General features: G+C 62.3%; 12 protein-coding genes. 11 read left to right on the top strand and 1 reads right to left on the bottom strand.

The features are described 5' to 3' along the window. The first annotated feature begins 91 nt into the window (after positions 1-91). The 4 genes from HS122_09585 (at position 92) to HS122_09570 (ending at position 4,291) form a co-directional block, all read left to right on the top strand. Positions 92-1,126 carry an alcohol dehydrogenase catalytic domain-containing protein gene (locus tag HS122_09585; protein MBE7538649.1) on the top strand — a complete coding sequence of 345 codons (1,035 nt, stop codon included), beginning with the start codon at positions 92-94 and terminating at the stop codon, positions 1,124-1,126. Continuing rightward, the gene (locus HS122_09580; GenBank protein MBE7538648.1) at positions 1,127-1,924 is read left to right on the top strand and encodes a 3-oxoacyl-ACP reductase FabG; all 798 of its coding nucleotides are present in this window, start codon (positions 1,127-1,129) and stop codon (positions 1,922-1,924) included. Between the two features lie 86 nt (positions 1,925-2,010). Next, positions 2,011-3,069 carry a sugar phosphate isomerase/epimerase gene (locus tag HS122_09575; protein MBE7538647.1) on the top strand — a complete coding sequence of 353 codons (1,059 nt, stop codon included), beginning with the start codon at positions 2,011-2,013 and terminating at the stop codon, positions 3,067-3,069. Positions 3,070-3,142: 73 nt separating this feature from the next. Beyond that, positions 3,143-4,291: a Gfo/Idh/MocA family oxidoreductase gene (locus HS122_09570; protein ID MBE7538646.1), complete on the top strand. Its 1,149-nt coding sequence runs from the start codon at positions 3,143-3,145 to the stop codon at positions 4,289-4,291. 55 nt (positions 4,292-4,346) lie between these two features. Here HS122_09570 and HS122_09565 read toward each other — a convergent pair whose 3' ends face one another. Next, positions 4,347-5,744, bottom strand: coding sequence for a sulfatase-like hydrolase/transferase (locus tag HS122_09565; GenBank protein MBE7538645.1), 1,398 nt, complete (start codon positions 5,742-5,744; stop codon positions 4,347-4,349). A gap of 231 nt (positions 5,745-5,975) precedes the next feature. Between HS122_09565 and HS122_09560 the strand changes: the two genes are divergently transcribed. The 7 genes from HS122_09560 (at position 5,976) to HS122_09530 (ending at position 16,458) form a co-directional block, all read left to right on the top strand. Further along, complete coding sequence (locus HS122_09560) at positions 5,976-6,797, top strand: helix-turn-helix transcriptional regulator (GenBank protein MBE7538644.1); 822 nt, start codon at positions 5,976-5,978, stop codon at positions 6,795-6,797. Between the two features lie 170 nt (positions 6,798-6,967). Continuing rightward, a complete protein-coding gene (locus tag HS122_09555; protein MBE7538643.1) occupies positions 6,968-7,807 on the top strand; it encodes a transketolase in 840 nt (279 codons plus the stop codon). A gap of 21 nt (positions 7,808-7,828) precedes the next feature. Further along, positions 7,829-8,776: a transketolase family protein gene (locus HS122_09550; GenBank protein MBE7538642.1), complete on the top strand. Its 948-nt coding sequence runs from the start codon at positions 7,829-7,831 to the stop codon at positions 8,774-8,776. Beyond that, positions 8,773-9,879, top strand: coding sequence for a hypothetical protein (locus HS122_09545; GenBank protein ID MBE7538641.1), 1,107 nt, complete (start codon positions 8,773-8,775; stop codon positions 9,877-9,879). Before HS122_09550 ends, HS122_09545 begins: the two co-directional genes overlap by 4 nt. 31 nt (positions 9,880-9,910) lie before the next feature. Further along, positions 9,911-12,229, top strand: a complete 2,319-nt coding sequence (locus tag HS122_09540; GenBank protein ID MBE7538640.1) for a VCBS repeat-containing protein — start codon at positions 9,911-9,913, stop codon at positions 12,227-12,229. Positions 12,230-12,255: 26 nt separating this feature from the next. Next, complete coding sequence (locus HS122_09535) at positions 12,256-13,539, top strand: hypothetical protein (GenBank protein MBE7538639.1); 1,284 nt, start codon at positions 12,256-12,258, stop codon at positions 13,537-13,539. 141 nt (positions 13,540-13,680) lie between these two features. Beyond that, entirely contained in the window at positions 13,681-16,458 is a 2,778-nt protein-coding gene (locus HS122_09530) for a hypothetical protein (GenBank protein ID MBE7538638.1), read from the top strand. Positions 16,459-16,465 lie beyond the last annotated feature (7 nt).

The following is a 16,465-nucleotide window of genomic DNA, read 5'->3' as shown; positions in this document are numbered from 1 at the left end:
GTATCGTATCAGGAGAACCAGCATGGCCCGCATGCACAGGGGTCACTGACCGCTCATCCAATACGCACAACCCAACTCAATCCCGATTCCCATGATAGCCGTCGTAAAGACCCAGTCTGGTCCCGGACACGTGGAGTTGCGCGATGTTCCCGAACCCGATCCTCGCCCCAACGAGGTGAAGCTGGAAATCTCCCACTGCGGCATTTGCGGGACCGACCTGCATGTGCTTCACGACACGTTCAGAAACTTTCCTCCTGTCATTCTCGGCCATGAATTCGTCGGCAAGGTTGTCGAGGAGGGTGGCAACGTCCGCGGCACAACCTCACCAACGGCACGCTACGCAGTACTCGGCGCCACTGCTTTCACCTGCGGAAAATGCGAGCACTGCCGAAGCGGCGAATTCATGCTCTGCCCGGACCGGCGCGGCATGGGGCACGGTGTCAATGGCGCTTTCGCGCGCTACGCCTGCGTTCGCCCGGACCAGCTCTTTCGTCTCGGCGACAATCTGCCCGACGAGGAGGGTGCCCTGGTCGAACCGCTGGCCGCCGCGGTGCACGCGGTGCTCGAACGCTCGGAGATCCAGCCCGGATTCACCGCACTCGTCTCCGGCCCGGGCCCCATCGGCGTGTTGTGTTTGCTCGTGCTGGTGCACGCTGGCGTGCGGACCCTCGTCGCCGGAACCACGGCCGACACCCATCGGCTTCAGCTTGCGCAGAAACTCGGCGCGGCCCGGATCGTCGATGTCCAAAATGAGAATCTCGCCGATGCAGTTCGCGAGTCCACCCAGGGACGCGGTGTCGACCTTGCCTTCGAGGTCGCCGGAGTCGCCGCCTCGGCGCGCGCCTGCCTCGAGTCGCTGCGCCCCGGCGGCGGTTACACGCAGGTGGGACACTTCGGCCGCGACATAACGCTGCCCTTCGACCTTGTCGGCTTCCGTCAGTTGAAGGTGAGCGGATCGGTCGGCTACACCGTGCGCACTTGGGAGCGCACGATGCAGTTGATCGCCGACGGACTTCGACCGAGCCGGATCGTCACGCATCGTCTGCCATTGACGCGCTGGCGGGAGGGTTTCGAGCTTTTCGAACGCAAGGAAGCCCTCAAGGTTCTTCTCCTCCCCAATTCCTGAATGAGACTCGTCGAAAAAAACATCCTCATCACCGGCGCCAGCAAGGGCATCGGCCGGGCTCTCGCCGTCGGCTGCGCGCGCGAGGGCGCCAACATCATCATCAACTACCATCAGGATCGCGCGGGTGCCGAGGCCTGCGCCGCCGAGGTCGCGGACCTCGGTCGCAAGGCTCTGATTGTGCGGGCGGACATCTCCCGCGTGCCGCAGATAGAACGCATGTTCGCACGCGCACGCCGGACATTTTCCCGGCTCGACGTGCTGATAAACAACGCCGCCATCACGGGCTGGTCGGAACTGCTATCCACGACGGAGGAGAAGTGGGACCAGGTTCTCGACACCAACCTGAAGGGATCCTTTTTCTGCGCGCTCGCCGCCGCCCGATGGATGCGCGAAACCAAGACGCCCGGCTCCATCATCAATCTCTCCACCAACTGCGCCGCCCTCGGCGTGAAAAACCTCGCCGCCTACGGCACCAGCAAGGCGGGTCTCCACGGTCTCACCCGACAGCTCGCCATCGAACTCGCCCCGCTTCACATTCGCGTCAACACCTTCGCGCCGGGACCGGTCAATGTCGACCGCAACCTTGCGGACGACCCCGACTATCGCGAGGTCTGGGGCGGCGTGGTGCCTCTGGGCCGCACCGCCGAACCCGAAGAGATGATCGGCCCCGCCGTGTTTCTCGCATCGTCAGAATCCTCCTACGTCACCGGACAGACTTTTTATGTCGATGGCGGCTGGTCCGTCCAGGGGTGCGTGCCGCTTTCCAATCTCAAGCGGGCCGCGCGCAGGAACCGCTGATTTCCAGTTCACTCAGATTGACCGATACTGCGAGGCGCCGCCGCACCCGCCAGGCAATCGATCATTTCATTCCTGATCCGCCCGACATGAACAAATCCTCCATCCAAGGCCCCGGCCTTTGCCTCGCACAGTTCCTCAGCAACACGGCGCCCTTCAACACACTCGACGGCATCTGCCGGTGGGCCGCCTCGCTTGGATACACCGGCGTGCAGGTTCCCGCATGGGAGGATCCGCGCCTCATCAACCTAACCCAGGCCGCCGAGTCATCGTCCTACTGCGACGACTGGACGGCGCGTCTCGCGGCGTGCGGCGTCGAGCTGACGGAATTGAACGCCGCCCTCGCCGGTCAGGTGCTGGCGCTGCACCCCGCCTACACCGAGGCCTTTCGCGCCTTTTTTCCGGCGGGCCTGGACGACAAGGCCCGCGTCGCATGGGCAACCGGACAGCTCCTGCAAACCGTGCGGGCCGCCGCCCGACTCGGCACACGATGCGTGCCGGTTCTTTCCGGCGGATTCGCCTGGCACCTCGCCTACCCCTGGCCCCAGCGTCCTCCGGGATTGATCGACGACGCCTTTGCCGAACTCGCGCGGCGCTGGCGCCCGATCCTCGATCTCGCCGGTGAACTCGGCGTGACCATCGCCTACGAGCTTCATCCGGGATCCGATCTCTTCGATGGCCACACATTCGAGCGGTTCCTTCAAGAGGTCGAAAACCATCCGGCGGCCGGCCTGAACTATGACCCCAGTCACCTGCTCCTGCAGCAGCTCGACTACGCGGCGTTCATCCGCCATTACGGCGCGCGCATCGCGGGATTCCATGTGAAGGACGCCGAGTTCCGCCCCGACGGCCGCGGCGGCGTCTACGGCGGCTATCAATCCTGGGCGACACGTCCCGGACGCTTCCGCTCGCCCGGCGACGGACAGATTGATTTCCGCCGCGTGTTCACTCTGCTCACAGAGGCCGGCTATCGCGGCTGGGCCGTCATGGAGTGGGAGTGCTGCGTCAAGTCACCCGGTCAGGGTGCGCGCGAAGGCGCGCACTTCATCACGCGCCACCTGCTCGAGGCCACGACGGTGGCCTTCGACGATTTCGCCGGCAGCGGTAGCGACACCGCCGTCAACCGGCGCCTGCTTGGACTCAACTGATTTCACCGACATGGCTTCCATCGACACCACTGCTTCCCCGGCAACCATCCATCCGACCCAACGCAAACTTCGCATGGGCATGGTTGGCGGCGGAGCCGGCGCCTTTATCGGCGGCGTTCATCGCATGGCAGCCGCGCTCGATCAGCAGATCGAACTTGTCGCGGGATGCTTCTCGCGCGATCCATCAAACACCGCTGCAACGGGACGCCTGCTCAACCTTGATCCCGATCGCTGCTATGCGTCGTTCGAAGAGATGGCAGAGCGCGAGGCCGCCCTGCCCGACGACCAACGCATTGATTTTGTCGCAATCGTCACGCCCAACCACCTGCACCTGCCCGTCGCCCTGAAGTTTCTTAAACACGGTTTCCACATCGTGTGCGACAAACCGATGACACTCGATATCCGCGAAGCCCGGGAGCTCGTCGCGGCTGTCGAGCGCAGCGGCCTGGTGTTCGCTCTCACGCACAACTACACCGGCCACGCGCTCATCCGGCACGCGCGCGAACTTTTCCGCAACGGCTCCATGGGGCAGGTGCGCAAGGTCATCGTCGAGTACCTGCAGGATTTCCTCGTGCACGCGCACGAGAAGGAGGGACACAAGCAGGCCTCCTGGCGCGTCGACCCCGCGCAATCGGGACTGGGCGGCACACTCGCCGACGTCGGCTGCCACGCCTTCAACCTGCTCGAGTTTGTCATCGGACCCGAGGTCCGCGCGATCTGCGCCGACAAGAGCACGTTCATGCCGGGTCGCACGCTCGACGAGGACGCAAACATTCTTCTTCGCCTGCGCGACGGGGGCAAAGGAGTGCTCACCATCAGCCAGGTGGCAACCGGTGAGGAAAACGCGCTGACCCTCCGCGTCTATGCGGAACGCGGCGCCATCAAGTGGTCGCAGGAGAATCCCAACTCGCTCGAGGTCCTCGAATACGGGCGCGAAAGACGCACGCTCACACGCGGCAGCGGGTATTTGTCCAACGCAGCCAAAAAAGTCACCCGCGTTCCCCCCGGACATCCTGAGGGATACCTGGAGGCGTTTGCCACGATCTATTCAGGCTTCGCCCAGGCCGTGCGCGCCCATGCTGCGGGAAAACCGCTGAGGATGTCCGACTACGCGTTTCCCAATGTTCACGACGGCCTTCGTGGAATGGAGTTCATTGAAACGGCGGTGAGCTCCTCCAACGCGGGCGCCGCATGGATGGATCTTCCTCCGCCCCCGAACTGATTTCACGCGATTCGCGCCGGCTGGCCGGGATCCCGGCAGCCGCCCTTCGACCGGGTCAATTCCTATCCCGCGCGTTTCGCCAGAGTGGCTGCGCCAGGGTTCCATCCCACGCATCCCATTCGGCCTTCAGCGCCGCCGCGCGCTCGGGTTGCTCTTTGATCAAATCCCGCGTCTCGCCGATGTCGGCCTTCAGGTTGTATAGCTTGAACTCCGTGGGCGGTTGAATCGGCCCCAGCCTCGTATCCGCGTTGCTGTCGTAACGAACCAGCTTGTAGTCGCCCTTCCGGATCGCCCCCTGCTTTCCATAGCGCCAGTAAAGGACTTGGTGCGGCGCATCCCTCCGCTTTCCGTTGATGTAGGGAAGCAGATCAACACCGTCGGCCAGCGCGGGTCCGGGCGACGGGACTTGCGCCAGTTTCAGAAGCGAAGCCGTGACATCCGCAAGCATCACGGGAAACGAATACGTTGCCGCGGTCAGGCGTCCGGGCCACGCCAGAATCAGCGGCACCCGGATCCCGCCTTCCAACAGCGTGCGTTTGGATCCGCGCAAGGGAGCGTTGCTCGAGGCATTCCGCGTCGTACCGGGAAGCGTCGGCCCTCCATTGTCGTTGGCGAAAACCACAAAGGTGTCCGCCGCCTGTCCCGATTTTTCCAGCGTCTTCAGGACGGCTCCGACCGCTTCGTCCATCGCGACCACCATCGCAGCATAGGTGCGCCTGTCGCGATCCTCAATGTTCGGAAATCGCGCCATGCGCTCCTTCGTGCCCTGCATCGGATCGTGCACGGCATTGAAGGAGACCAGAAGAAACCAGGGCATCCCACTTTGGCGCTCGATGAAGGAGCATGCCTCCCGCGCAAACGCATCCGTCAGGTACTCCGACTCCTTCACGGGTTCATTCCCGCGCAGCACCGTGGCGTCAAAATACACGCTGTGACCTTCAAGAAATCCAAAGAACTCATCGAAGCCGCGTGCCAGCGGCCTCTGTTCAGGCATGGAGCCCAGATGCCATTTTCCGATCAGGCCCGTGGCGTATCCCGCCGCGCGCAGGCGGTCCGAGATCAACTTTTCCCCAAGCGGAAGCCCTTGCTCGCGCCTGGGATTGAACTCGTGTCCGAACCGCTCCTGATAGCGCCCGGTCAGCAGGCCGGCCCGGCTCGGCGAGCACACGGGCGCCGTCGCATAGGCGTCGGTGAACCGCACGCCGCGTGCCGCAAGGGCGTCGATGTTCGGGGTGGGAAAGTCTCGGCAGCCCTGATAGCCAACGTCACCGTAGCCCATGTCGTCAGCCAGCAGGATCAGCAGGTTTGGCGGACGATTCCCCCGAAGCGCGGCATCCGCAAAACCGACGCTCACCAGCAGCATGGCAAGGATCGCATGGCATCCGGTTCGCCACACCACGCTCCGATTCAATAGAACGCCACGGCATTTCAAGGGTACCTCATCGCATCTCATGCGACTCAATCTAGTCTTTCCAAACCCCCATCGTCTTTGGCGAACGCGGAAAATGCCCATGCGCCAGTGGAAACGAAGCACCCGCATGCTTTACCGCCGACGCCTGACATGTCATTCACTTCAGCCGCCTCCACCGCCCGTTCGCAGCCGGGAGGCCTTCGACCCAAATCCTCCCGCACGATACGCCGATCCCGTTTCAATTCCAGGACGGGAGCACACACGAAAGGCCCCATGCTTCCTCAACTGATCTCCCTTCGCACGCTGTCAGCCTCGACGAGCTCCACCTACGACTGGCATTCCCACGCCTTCGAGGAGTTCACGCTCGTGACCGACGACTCCTGCCTGATCGGGTATCCGCCCGGCTGGCTGCACGCCGGCAACGGCACGCTCCTGCACTACCATGCGGGCGAGCGCCACGGCGCCTGGGTTTCCCCGCAGCAGCACCCGCGTTTCTGGGTGCTGCACTTCAAGGCGGACGCCGATGTGTACCCGGCACTCGCCCCGCTCAATGCGCCTGATCCCGCGCGGCGCGTCTGGACGCTGACTGCGGAACAGCGCGAAACCTTCCAGTGGTTCTTTCTCCAGATGCTCAACGAGCAGTCCGCGGAGCGCGTCCACCGCCACGCTTCGATATCGGCCTGGCTGCAGCTGCTGCTCATCTCGGTGGCCCGGTGGGCGGGACGCCTTGCCGACACCACGACCGTGCTTCCCTCACAGACGCGTCCGGAGGTCATCCGCCTCTGGCATCGCGTGAATGAAGCCGTCAGCAAGCCCAACGACGAACTGAAGGATCTGTATTCAACTCCAAACTACGACTCCGTCCGCCACGCCTTCCGCAAGACATTCGGCCATTCCCCCCGCGAAATGCTGCAGCGCCTGCGCATGGAGCACGCAAAAACGCTCCTGCTCGAATCCTCGCTGAGCATCAAGGAGATCGCGATCCGCGTGGGTTACGTCGAGCAGCACAACTTCAACCGCATGTTCCACCGCTACGCCGGCGTGGCCCCTTCCGTCTGGCGGATGAATCCCTTCAGCCGTTCCATAAAGGCCTGAGGTTTTTCCGCGCCGCCTAAAGACGCATCCACGCGATTCCGACACTCTCAGACGCATGACCGCCATCCCGCGCCGAGTTGAAGTCTGTCGGCCTGTCCTCGAACCGTTCATCCCTTCCAGAAAACGACCACACAGGCTGCGCATTCCCGGTTTCCTGAGGAGGCTGCACCATGGTTGAGGCATCCCAGCGCAGACAGTTGCAGGCCTGCGCGCGCGAGGTCCGCCGGGACGTCGTCAATATGGTCTATCAAGCCCGTTCCGGTCACATTGGTGGCAGCCTGAGCGCAACCGAGATCGTCGTTGCCCTCTACCATCATCTCATGCGGCACAATCCCAGTGATCCGCATTGGGCCGGGCGCGACCGCTTTGTCCTGTCCAAGGGCCATTGCACGCCCGTACTCTACGCCACCCTCGCCGGGTGCGGCTATTTTCCGCGCAGCGACCTGGCAGCCTTCCGCCGCCCGGGATCGCACCTGCAGGGGCATCCCTACCAGCCGAAGACACCCGGTGTGGATGCATCGACAGGCACGCTCGGACTCGGCCTTTCCACCGCCTGCGGCCTGGCACTGGCCGGAAAACTGAGAGACTCGCCGCACAACATTTTCGTGCTGTGCGGTGACGGTGAACAGCAGGAGGGGCAGATCTGGGAGGCCGCGCTCTTTGCGCACAAGTACCGCCTTTCACGGCTCATCGCCTTCATCGATCGCAACCGCCTTCAGACCGACGGTTCGACCGAATCGGTCATGCCGCTGGACCCCCTGCCTGACAAGTGGCGCGCCTTCGGCTGGAACGTCAAGGTCATCAACGGCCACGACTTCGACCAGATCGACAATGCGGTTGCCCAGGCTCGGTCCACCAACGGGCGGCCGACCATGATCATCGCCAACACCATCAAGGGGCGCGGCGTCTCCTTCATGGAGAACGTCGCCGAATGGCACGGCAACCCGCCGAACGCCGATCAGTTCGCCCAAGCCTCGGCTGAACTCGAACGCGCGGAATCCGAAGCCTGAACAATCCATTTCGCCTCCGCCATGCCGTCACGCCAGCAAACCCGCCAGGGATACGCAGACGCACTGATTGAACTCGGCGCCTCCCGCCCCGAGATCGTTGTCCTCGATGCCGATGTCGCAAAGGCCACGAGGACCTGCGATTTCGAACAGCGGTACCCGGACCGCTTCTTCAATTGCGGCACGCAGGAGCAGAATCTCCTCTGTGTCGCCGCCGGTCTTGCCCTCGAAGGCTTTCTTCCCTTCGCCACGACCTTCGCGATATTCGCGACAACCCGCGCGGCGGACCAGTTCCGCAACGCGATCGCCTACCCGAATCTCAATGTCAGGGTCGTCGGCACGCACGGCGGCATCAGCACCGGCGGGGACGGCGCCTCCCACCAGGCCTGCGAGGACATCGCCATGGCCCGCGCGCTTCCCAACATGACGGTGCTTGTTCCCGGCGACTACGAGGAGGCGCGGCAGGCCACGCTCGCCGCCGCACGGCACACCGGTCCGATCTACCTGCGGCTCGGACGCGACTCCTACCCGATCGTTCCCGAATTGCACGGAGAATTTGCCATTGGACGCGCAAAGGTTCTTCGCGAGGGCGGCGATATCACGCTCTGCTCCACCGGCATCATGGCGCACGAATGCCTGGTCGCCGCGCGCGAACTCGAAGGTTACGGCTGCCACGCGCGCGTGCTCCATTTTCCGACCGTCAAGCCGCTCGACACCGAAGCGCTCCTGGGCGCGGCACATGAAACCCGCGGATTTGTCACAGTCGAGGAACATTCCATCATCGGCGGTCTCGGCGAGGCCGTCGCCGGATTCCTCGCCGAAACCCACCCATCGCCACTGAGGCGCGTCGGCGTGCGTGATGTTTTCGGACAGTCGGGCCATGGCAATGAATTGCTCGACCTCTACGGACTCCGCGCGCGCAACGTCGTCACCGAGTCGCTGGCTCTGTTTCAATCTCGCGCCGTCGCATGAACCGGATCCCGCCAGGCATCAGCGGCCTTCATCGGAACGGTTCGTCCGCTCAATGGCTGGCGATGCTGGCGGTTCTGACCTTGTCCGCGCCCTTCGCGCCGGGGTCCCCTGCGGAATCCGCCGGCCCGATAGACGTCTGGTACGGGGATCGGCAGCGCATCGGACATCTCGGAATCGCGCAGGATGACTTCAACCTGCTCGGGCATATCGAATCCTGGAGCGAATTGGACACCCTGGGCTGGTCCCTCAATGAACAGCCTGAAGTGCCGCTGAGCTTCCGCGCCTACAGAAGGCTGGCCGCTGACGGTGATTTCAATGCCGATATTCCCATCGGACGCCTCCGCATGGGCGAAAACAGCGTGAAGCTGAACGCGCGCTGGCGCGACGGCCACACCGCCTCCCGCACAATCACGATCGTCCGGGAATCCGGCCGCAGCACACTGCCCTGCACGATCCGCTGGTCCACCGTCTCCAATCTCCAGGACGTTGGTCAATGCGTCGACGGACGATGGCACCTGACGCCGGATGGCCTGCGCACCACCATCATCGGCTATGATCGCATCTTTCTCATCGGTGAAACAAGCTGGCGCGATTATGATGTCCGCACTTCGATCCGGGTGCATGGATCCCCGGACGTCTCCCTGAGTCCCGGGGTGGGGCTGATTCCACGATTCACCGGGCATATTGTCGGGGGTCCAAGGCATTTTCCGTCCGGTCAACCCAAATGGGGTTATCTGCCGTTCGGCGCCATTGGATGGCTTCGATGGGAATCAAGATCCTCACCGCTCGTGCCACAGGCCCAGTTCTTTCCCGGAAGCGAAGGTCGCCGGATCGACCTTGGTCATGTGGCATTTTCTCCGGGCACACTCCACGCGGTGCGCATGACATGCCAGACCCTCCCCGACGACGCCAACGCCCGCGGCGTCACCCGCTATCGCTTCAAGGTCTGGCCGGCGGCAACTCCCGAGCCTGATGCCTGGACGTGGGAGCAGATCCAGACCAGCGCGACCGCTCTGCGCAAGGGAGGCGTCGCCCTGCTCGCCCACAAGCTCGATGTCACCTTCGGAGACGTCACCATCCTTCCGCTTTCCCAGGAAAACTGATCCGCCCGATTCCCTTTTGCTGCTCCCAGACATGGCTACCCGAAAATACATCTGCTTGGACGTTCTCCTCACGACGCTTGTTTTGGCTGCACTGCCGATGGCCTCCGCGGCAACAAGCCCCGCCCTCTGGCGCCGCATCGACAGTTCGTCGTCCGGCATTCTCCCCGCACCCGCGGCCACGCTGGCGGAGCCGACCGCCGCCCTTGTCCTCGACGTGGATGGGGATGGCGACAACGACTTCGTCATCGCGGGCAGAAAGGGCCCACCCGCCATCACACTCTGGCGCTACCAGGCGGGCCGCTGGACTCCCGAGGTCATCGAGCCCGACTCACTGCGGATCGAGGCCGGCGGAGCCGTTCACGACATCGATGGCGACGGCGATCCCGACATCGTTTTTGGAGGCGACAATTCCAATGGCAACATCTGGTGGTGGGAGAATCCGCACCCGGGCACCGGCCGATGGACACGCCACACAATCAAGTCCGAAAAACCGACCAAGCACCATGACATGATTTTTGGAGATTTTGACGGCGACGGACGCGCCGAACTCGTCGCATGGAACCAGAACGGACACCAGTTGCTTCGTTTCGTGATGCCCGTCAATCCCAGGACGACTTCGCCCTGGCCCGTCACTTCAATCTATCAATGGAAAGGTTCCGCCCAGCACGAGGGCCTCGCGGCCATCGATGTCGATGGTGACGGCATAATGGACATCGTCGGTGCCGGACGCTGGTTCCGCCATGCGGGCGCCGGCCGCTTCACGGAGGAGGTTGTCGATGAATCGATGACCTTCACACGCGCCGTCGCCGGGCAGTTCGTCGAAGGCGGGAGACCCGAACTCGTCTTTGGACCCGGCGATGATGATGGCCCGCTCAAGTGGTACCAATGGGAGAGCGGACGCTGGAAGCCCCATCTCCTCGAACCGCACATGATCCACAGCCACACGCTCGAGGCGGGAGACATCAATGGCGACGGCCATCTCGACATCATGACGGGTGAAATGGGCCAATGGACGCTTGACCGCGGAAACAACGAACATTCCCGCGTGCTGGTGTTCTATGGCGACGGAAAGGGAAATTTCACCAAACAAACGGTCTCCGTCGGCCAGGGCGTTCATGAAGGCCGGCTCGCGGATCTGAATGGCGACGGCAGGCTGGACATCCTCGGCAAGCCGTTCCGCCACCACGTGCCCCGGCTCACAATCTGGCTCAATCAGGGGACCCAAACCACACCACTCCCTCTGGATCGCTGGCGCCGGCATCTCATTGACGGACCGCTCACTCCGTTCGACAGCCCGCTGCCTCCCGCACAGCGGGCCCGGCGTATTCTCCTCGATTCGGCCGACCTCGATGGAGACGGCCATCCCGACCTCATCACCGGCCCGGCCTGGCACCGCAATCCCGGCCGGCTCAATGCGGAGTGGCAACGGCATGACATTGGCAAGGGATTCGGCAACTTCGCCGTCGCCTATGATTTCGACGGGGACGGCGACATCGATCTTCTCGGCACAACAGGTTTCTTCAAGGGCGCGCAACTTGTCCTGGCCATCAATGATGGCACCGGCCGCTTCACGCTGCGCACCGATCTTCCGGCTGGCAGCGGGGATTTCCTCCAGGGCGCAGTCGCCGCGCGTCTTACCAGCCGCCAGACATCCGCCGTCCTTTCCTGGCACCGTGGAAAACAGATCGACGCATTTTCCTTTCCAACCACGGAGCCCGACTCGGCATGGAAACTGTCCAAGCTGTCGGAGGAATCGCTCAATGAGCAGCTCACCGTCGGCGACATCGATGGCGATGCCGATCTGGACATCCTGCTGGGCACCCAGTGGCTCAGAAACGACAATGACAGCTGGTCGCAGCACCGACTTGGCACCGTGGGTGATTTCGGACCGAACGTGAAAGCGGACCGCAGCCGCCTCGCCGACATCAATCGGGACGGACGGCTCGACGCTGTTGTCGGCCTCGAAAATGGCACGGGCATCTTCTGGTTCGAACAGCCTGCCGAAGATCCATCAAAGCCCTGGGCGCGTCATCTGGTCGGCAACGTCGCCGGTCAAGGCTTCAGCCTGGACGTGGCGGACTTCGATGCCGATGGCGATCTGGACATCGTGGTCGGCGAGCATCGCAACCCTGACAACGTCAATCGTGTGATCCTCTTCGAGAATACCGACGGAAATGGCGGAACCTGGAAGGAACACATCATTGATCGGGGACCTGCGAATGAGATCGATCACCACGACGGCACACTGGCCGTCGATCTCGATGGCGATGGCGACCTTGATATCGCCAGCATCGGCTGGAACAACTCCGCGGTCTGGGTGCTGGAGAACCTCGCCATCGCCCCGCACTGAGCATTCACCTCCCCGATAACACGATCATGCCCCTCCCAAAAAAGCTGACCTGCACCCTCCTGGCACTGGCCTCCATCGCGCTGGCCGATCCCGGGCCAGGCGATACCTATCGTGAGTTTACTTGGGTGCCCACGGGCAAGGGCGCGCGCAACCGATGGCAGCGCATCACCGGCCCCGAGACAAAAAACGAGCGGGCGATGCGCTTCCTGCCCAATCCGGTCAACCACCTCGAGGTGAGCGACCTCGCCCGGTCAGAGCGCGCCGAACTCCAGTTGGAGTTGCTTCAGTGCCATGTGGGCACGATCGGACACGCCTTCCGCATCAATGGCGGTGAATGGATTGAGATTTCGCCATCTCCGAACATCCCCGGAAAACTCGGCGCCCCAGAGGGTCCGCCCCAGCAATGGCAAAGCATGCGCTATCCCGCGGTGGCGGTGCCCATCAGCATCCTGCACGAAGGCGACAACACCCTGGAATTCACCTGCAAGCCCGGCTTCGGACTCGGCGCGAACTGGCCACAGTCGCTGGTCAACGGAGCCATCCTCCGCATCTACTATGACGCCGTGAAACCTCATGCGTCAGGAGGCATCTCAGTCGGCGCGCCGCAGGATCCTTCCACCGCTGGAGTCCAACTGAACTTCACGGCGGCAAAGGACTCTCCGCCCGTCGCCCGGGTGGATTTCATCGGACACTATCGCGGAGTCGACTGGCGCGGGGAAGGAGTGTATTCGAACTGGCACTACAATTTCCGTCGCGGCGGGCTCGCCCGTCATCTCGGAGGATCCGATCGCGCGCCATGGACCGTGCATTGGGACACAAGCTGGCTGCCTGTTCAACCAGCGCCAGTCGAAGTGATGGCGAGGATATCCGACTCCACCAGTCTTCTCCACCTCACCGCTCCGATCAGAATCGACAGTCTGAATCCACCCGAAGGCCAGCGCGTCCTGCTGCTCGAACCCTACGCGATTCCACCCCGGTGGCATGTGCGTGCGGGACGAAAGATGTCCTGCAAGGTGCGCTTCCCTGACGACCTTTCCACTCTGCGCGAGGTCCGCGTCATTCTCTGCTCCTGGAACGGCCACGGTGCCGACACGATCGGCATCAATGAAACGGTGATGGTGGCTGACATCGGCCGCAATCACGACCTGAGCTACGACGAACTCACCGTGCCTGTCGGAGCCGTGCGCCCGGGCGAAAACGAATTCGTCGTAACAAGCAGGACGAAGGATCATGGCATCGAGGTGCAATGGCCAGGCTTCGTCGTGCTTGCCCGCTTTGCTGAGCCCAGGACTCCGCAGGGCGACCTCTGAGCCCCAGTTCGGTTCCATTGCGGAAACGTCAATTTCCATCAGGGGAAAAGACATTTCCCTTCCCAGCGCATAGTATGGGCGCGCTCCACCAGCGGACCGCCTCTCCGCACGACTCACCCTGACGAACAATTCCCCCTCCTCATGTCGTACCGCTCCCTGAATTCATTCCTCTGTGCCTTCGCGGCGCTGCTCTCAACCGCCACGCTGGTTCGTTCTCAGACCCCTCGAACGGCTCAGGATGAAAACGCGGAAGCGATCCGCCTCAGCCCCTTCACCGTCGAAGAGGATCGCGATGTCGGTTACCTCGCGCCGAACTCCCTCGCGGGCAGCCGCCTCAACACCAGCCTCGGGGACATTGCCGCCTCCATTTCGGTGTTCACCGAGGAGTTCATTTCCGACCTCGGCGCATCGAATCTCACCGACGTGCTCGACTACGCCAACAACACCGTGCTCGAGCTCAATGACGCGACCAGCGCCGCGGCACCGAACAACAACGTCCTTGTCACCGGCTTCCAGGAATACCGAGTGCGCGGCCTGCCCGCCACGCGCGCCCGAAATTTCTTCGAGTACGATCTTCCAACCGACACCTACAACGTCGGCCGCATCGAGGACGCGCGCGGCCCCAACGCGATTCTCTTCGGAATCGCTCAGTCGGGCGGTCTGATCAACACCTACACGAAGCAGGCGATGCTCAACAAGGACTTCACCGTGATCAATCCGCGCGTTGGTTCGCATGAGTCCTATCGCGGCACAATCGACATCAATCGCTCGCTCATCCGAAACAAGCTGTCCTTCCGCCTCAACGCCCTCTACGACCGCACGAACAGCTATCGCAACTTCATGTTCGACCTGGATCGTCGGGCGCACCTTGCCTTGAAGTGGAATATCAGCCCAAACACATCCTTCCGGGCGGAGGGTGAAATCGGCACCATCAAGGCCAATCTGGCGCGACCGTTCAACCTCACCGACGCATCGAACAACTGGATCGCGGCGGGTCGCCCCACCATAGACAAACCCGTGGCGAACGCGCAGGCTCCAACCGGCACATCGCGTCTGCCCAATACAGCCCGCGTGACCTACATCTCCAACACGGATCAGTTCATGAACATGGCTGGTCGCATGACGACCACCGGCAGCAGCACCATCCTGCAGGACCCCGCGATGACGGATCGCTCGATCAACGTTGTCGGCCCCATCACTACGCGCAGCGTCGACTTCAAGACCTACTCCGCATTCCTCGAACACCGCTTCAGCAAGCGAACCGCCCTGGAATTCGGCTACAATCACCAATACCTCAAGAATGACTCTCGCGATGCAACCGTGAGCTCCAGCAATCTCGTGGGCGATCCCAACAACTTCCTTCCCGACGGCAGCCGCAATCCCTACGCCGGCAAACTCTACCTGGAGGCCGGCTGGTTCCGCACCATCAGCGAGCAACGCAGTGACACGGCACGCGCAACTTTCACCACGGGATTCGACGCCGGAAAATGGGGAGATTATCGTGCCGCCGTCCTCGGTGAATACCAGGATACCCATGACAAGGTCGATCAGTTGGGCGAGTTCTGGGAGGGAGCGCCATTCAATGCCAACCCCATTAGCGGAGCGAATCTGGTCTACCGCCGCAACTACGTCGCTGAGGGCGATTGGGACACCTACTACGTCAACAGCGATCTTTCCGACGGCCCGATTGTCGGCAGGACCGATCCCATCAGCAAACGCAGCCTTACCTCAACCTGGCTTACAAGGCAGACTCCCGCTGACGTCGGAACAACTCGGGAGTCGGCCATGGCTGGTGTGCAGGCAAAGTATTTTGACCGCCGTCTCGTTCTCAATGCTGGCTACCGGACCGATCGCATCAAGACAATCGATCCCCTGGAGACCACTGATCCGGTCACCGGACTTCCGTTTGCCGACTATGATAACGGCGAGAAGATCGATTTTCGCGGCAACACCAAGACGCTGGGCGCAGTTGTTCACGCCACCCGGGCCATTTCAATCCTCGGCAACTACTCCACCAACATCGGACTTCCACCGCCGCGTGCCACAATCCTCGGAGGATTCAAGGCTCCAAACCGGGAGGGCGAAGGCAAGGACATCGGTCTCGCACTCTCCCTGCTGGGCGGCCGCATCTATTCTCGCCTGGTCTACTATGAAACGTCTGGAAAGAATCAGAACGGAGCCCGGAGAACCCAAGCCATCGGAACCGCGGTTGACCGCATTCTGGAGGCTCTCGTCTCCACAGGAAACATCACCCAAGCGGAGGCGTCCGCTCCTGGGCGCACAACAAATGGAGCGACAAGCACCGTTTACGACATGGTATCCGACGGGTACGAATTCCAGGTAACGGGAAACATCACCAAGAACCTGCGTCTCCTTGCCAACTTCTCCATCACCGACATCTCCGAGCAGAACGTCAGTCCGGAACTAAAGGCTTTCATTGAAAATAACATGCCGTTCTGGAAGAAGTATGATCAGTCCATCCTGACCGGGGAGAACGTCACCATCGCCAACGAAATCGAGAACATCACGGACACGCTTTCCGAAAGCACCGCACTTGAAGGCCTGACGGCATTCGGCAACCGAAAGTACAAGGGAAGCATCTTCGCACGGTACGGCTTCAGTGAAGGCTCACTCAAGGGATTGTCCGTCGGACTGGGCTATCGCTACCAAAGCCGAAATGTCGTCGGTGTGGAAGGCACCTCGCTCATCTATGGCAATTCCTTCTGGCGCGCGGACGCCATGCTGGGCTACGAGATGAAGGGCTTTGGAAAAGATCACAGGATTCGCCTGCAACTGAATGTGCGCAATCTTCTGGACGAAACCGATCCACTGATCCTCCGCTACCAGGGAACCAACGTCCGCCGCTATAAACTCATGGATCCGCGCGAGTGGACGCTTTCAGCAAACTACATGTTCTGAAGAGCAC

Source organism: Opitutaceae bacterium (genome assembly GCA_015075305.1).
In the GTDB taxonomy this organism is placed as follows: Bacteria; Verrucomicrobiota; Verrucomicrobiia; order Opitutales; family Opitutaceae; genus UBA6669.
Note: the sequence above shows the minus strand (reverse complement) of the source record. Positions and strands in the feature narration are given on the sequence as shown.

Coding starts and splice junctions, on each gene's coding strand:
- HS122_09570 (MBE7538646.1), top strand. CDS start 3,143: ATGGGCATGGTTGGCGGCGGAGCCGGCGCCTTTATCGGCGGCGTTCAT.
- HS122_09575 (MBE7538647.1), top strand. CDS start 2,011: ATGAACAAATCCTCCATCCAAGGCCCCGGCCTTTGCCTCGCACAGTTC.
- HS122_09585 (MBE7538649.1), top strand. CDS start 92: ATGATAGCCGTCGTAAAGACCCAGTCTGGTCCCGGACACGTGGAGTTG.
- HS122_09545 (MBE7538641.1), top strand. CDS start 8,773: ATGAACCGGATCCCGCCAGGCATCAGCGGCCTTCATCGGAACGGTTCG.
- HS122_09565 (MBE7538645.1), bottom strand. CDS start 5,744: ATGAGATGCGATGAGGTACCCTTGAAATGCCGTGGCGTTCTATTGAAT.
- HS122_09540 (MBE7538640.1), top strand. CDS start 9,911: ATGGCTACCCGAAAATACATCTGCTTGGACGTTCTCCTCACGACGCTT.
- HS122_09550 (MBE7538642.1), top strand. CDS start 7,829: ATGCCGTCACGCCAGCAAACCCGCCAGGGATACGCAGACGCACTGATT.
- HS122_09530 (MBE7538638.1), top strand. CDS start 13,681: ATGTCGTACCGCTCCCTGAATTCATTCCTCTGTGCCTTCGCGGCGCTG.
- HS122_09535 (MBE7538639.1), top strand. CDS start 12,256: ATGCCCCTCCCAAAAAAGCTGACCTGCACCCTCCTGGCACTGGCCTCC.
- HS122_09560 (MBE7538644.1), top strand. CDS start 5,976: ATGCTTCCTCAACTGATCTCCCTTCGCACGCTGTCAGCCTCGACGAGC.
- HS122_09555 (MBE7538643.1), top strand. CDS start 6,968: ATGGTTGAGGCATCCCAGCGCAGACAGTTGCAGGCCTGCGCGCGCGAG.
- HS122_09580 (MBE7538648.1), top strand. CDS start 1,127: ATGAGACTCGTCGAAAAAAACATCCTCATCACCGGCGCCAGCAAGGGC.